3 protein-coding genes are annotated in these 2,863 nt (G+C 68.7%); 2 read left to right on the forward strand and 1 reads right to left on the reverse strand.

Features of this window, described 5'->3' with window-relative positions:
- The coding region (locus V7P99_RS13200; RefSeq protein WP_333795293.1) for an NAD(P)H-hydrate dehydratase at positions 1-861 on the forward strand (861 nt) is incomplete at its 5' end.
- On the opposite strand, the gene V7P99_RS13205 is transcribed toward V7P99_RS13200, so the two are convergent.
- Positions 856-1,431, reverse strand: coding sequence for a thioesterase family protein (locus tag V7P99_RS13205; protein WP_333795294.1), 576 nt, complete (start codon positions 1,429-1,431; stop codon positions 856-858). The two genes, V7P99_RS13200 and V7P99_RS13205, sit on opposite strands and share 6 nt — an antisense overlap.
- 182 nt (positions 1,432-1,613) lie before the next feature.
- Between V7P99_RS13205 and V7P99_RS13210 the strand changes: the two genes are divergently transcribed.
- A partial coding sequence (locus V7P99_RS13210; protein WP_333795295.1) for a tetratricopeptide repeat protein occupies positions 1,614-2,863 on the forward strand: 1,250 nt, incomplete at its 3' end.

The following is a 2,863-nucleotide window of genomic DNA, read 5'->3' on the forward strand; positions in this document are numbered from 1 at the left end:
GCGTCCGTGCTCTCCGACATCGGCGTCACGACGTTCGCCAACACGCCGGCGCTGTGGCGCTCGGCGCTCCGCTGGCCGGCGCACGGTGCTCACAAGTACGCACGCGGCCACGCTCTCGTGGTGTCGGGCCCGGCGCACGCCACGGGCGCCGCACGGCTTGGCGCGCGCGGGGCGTTGCGCGCCGGCGCCGGGCTCGCCACGGTAGCCAGCCCCCTCGACGCCGTGACCGTCAACGCCGCGCACCTGACGGCGATCATGCTGAAACCCTTCGAAGGTCCGGAGGGGCTTGCGAATATCCTCGAGGACGAGCGCAAGAACGCCGTGCTCATCGGCCCCGGAGGCGGCGTAGGCGAGGCCATGTGCCGGCTCGTCGATGCGGTGTTGCGCGCGCCGGCCGCCGCTGTTCTCGACGCCGATGCGCTGACGTCGTTCGCCGGCGATCTCGGCCGGCTCCGGCGCGCCATTGCAGCCCGCGAGAGCCGTTCCGTCGTACTGACGCCCCATGACGGCGAGTTCGCGCGCCTGTTCGGCGACAACATGCCGGGTTCCCGCCTCGGTCGCGCGCGGAAAGGTGCCGTAGAAAGCGGCGCGGTGGTGCTTCTCAAGGGCGCCGACACGGTGATCGCGGCTCCGGACGGACGCGCGGCGATCAATGCCAACGCGCCCCCATGGCTCGCGACGGCGGGTTCCGGCGATGTGCTTGGCGGGTTCATAACCGGGCTTCTGGCGCAGGGCATGCCGGCCTTCGAGGCTGCGGCCGCTGCAGCGTGGCTGCACGGCGAAGCGGCGAGCGCGTTCGGGCCCGGCCTCATCGCCGAGGACCTGCCCGAGCAGCTCCCGCGCGTCCTGGCGGCTCTATGAGCCATCCCCCGAGCGCATGGCGCGTCCGCTCTCGCGGAGTGCGGCGTCGGCGGCCAGGAACGCACCGACCTCGGGTGAAGGCGCAGGACTGCCTTCGGATCGGCCGATGACCGCCATTATTTCGGCGACGGGTACATAGCGCCGCGCCTTGCGGTCGTAGAGGCCGCCCTTGAAGAGGGCGCGGGCCGCAACCTCTCCCTCGTGCGCTCCGCCCGCGAAGATGAAGGTCTGCTCGATGAGCACGCTCGCCTCATGCCAGCCGACGATCCGGGTCGCGAGCCGATATTGCGCAAAGGCGCGCAGCTCCCGGCGAAAGCGGACCAGCGCCGCATTGGCAACGGGTGTCCATCCGTTGCGCCACACGGCGCCTGCCAGGCCACTACGCAGAAGGAGATCGATCCGCCCCAGGTCCATGATCGCGAGGTACCGCCCGTTGTTCATGTGCAGGGCGAGATCGAGGTCGTTCGGCAGCACCCGCAGTGTGAGCAGGGACGCGCCGTCGGGAAGGGCGAGCCGGGGGCGGAACGGCGCGGACAACAGAAGCCAGAAAAGTCGTAGCCAAAGGTTCATCGCGGGCAGCCTTGCGTTTGCGCTACATATGCAAGATGCGGAAAGCCGCCCGTGCGCGGCGGATGAACAGCGGCGACCGCCTTGCGCCAGAATGGGGTATTATTGACCGGCTGGCCAGATTCAGGGGAAGGTCCGCCCGGCCAGGGTTTATGATGGCGATCCCCGTGCCCGCGAAGAGGACAATGACCCGACTGCGCTCCGCTTATGCTGTTCCGGTTGGCATCGCCCTGGCGCTGGCGCTCCAGGCTGCGGGCCTCTGCGTCCCGGCGCTCGCCGCGCCTACGGAGCCCACGCAGATTGCGGAGGAGGGGGCGAGTGCGCTCGTCCGCGGCGAAGCGCAGGCCGCCGTCTACAGCTATACCGAGGCGCTCAAGGACACCTCCCTCTCGAACGACCGGCGCGCGGCCATCCTCAACGATCGCGGCGTCGCCAATATCAAGCTCGGCCACACGCGGCAGGCGTTCGAGGATTTCAACCTTGCCATCCAGCTCTTTCCCGAATTCGCCGCCGTCTACAACAATCGCGGCAATCTCCTGCTGTCGCTTGGGCTCACCCAGGAGGCGATCAAGGATTTCGATCGCTCGCTCGTGCTCGCACCGGGTTATGCCGCCGCCTACAACAATCGCGCCGGCGCCCAGATGCGGCTCGGCCAGACCGAGGCCGCGGTGGCGGACTACACCCGCTCGGTGAAGCTGATGCCGTCGAACCCGGCACCCTTGACCGGGCGCGGCCTGGCGCATCTTTCGGCCCGCCGCCCCCACGCCGCGATCCGCGACTTCTCGCGCGCCGTAAAGGCGGACACGCGCTTTGCCGCCGCCTATCGCAACATGGCCGAGGCTAGGCTCGCCGTTGAGAAATTCGATGAGGCGATCGAGGATTTTTCCCGCTCCATCGCCTTCGATGCAAGCAACGTGGACAGCTACCTGCTGCGCGGCCGAGCCTACCTCGCCATGCGCAACACCGCCTCCGCCATCACGGATTTCTCGAAGGCGGCGGAGCTCGCCCCGAAGAACGCACGGGCCTTCGCCGAGCGCGGCTTCGCCTACGTGCTGGCTGAAAGCACCGACGAGGCGTTTGCCGACCTCAACAAGGCGATCGAGATCGACCCGCGCTCGGCATGGGCGTTTGCTTATCGCGCGTATGCCTACAAGCAGGGCGGACAGATCGATGTCGCCTTGCGCGACATCGAGGTGGCGCAGAAGCTCGCCCCGGATCTGCCCGAAGTCCACTGGGTGAAGGCAGAGATTGCGGACGCTCAGGGCGAGCGGGAGCAGGCGATCGCGGATCTTAGGAAAGCCCAGAGCCTGCGGCCCGGCTACCGCGATGCGCGGGAATCCCTTCAGCGGCTCGGCGCCTCGACCGAGACGGTTGAGACGGAGCTTCCAGGCGCGGGCATCGACACCTGGCGCGTCGTCCTGCGCGGCGCCAAGTA

Origin of the sequence: Hyphomicrobium sp., assembly GCF_036780825.1 — a bacterium.
In the GTDB taxonomy this organism is placed as follows: domain Bacteria; phylum Pseudomonadota; class Alphaproteobacteria; order Rhizobiales; family Hyphomicrobiaceae; genus Hyphomicrobium_C.

Coding starts and splice junctions, on each gene's coding strand:
- V7P99_RS13205 (WP_333795294.1), bottom strand. CDS start 1,431: ATGAACCTTTGGCTACGACTTTTCTGGCTTCTGTTGTCCGCGCCGTTC.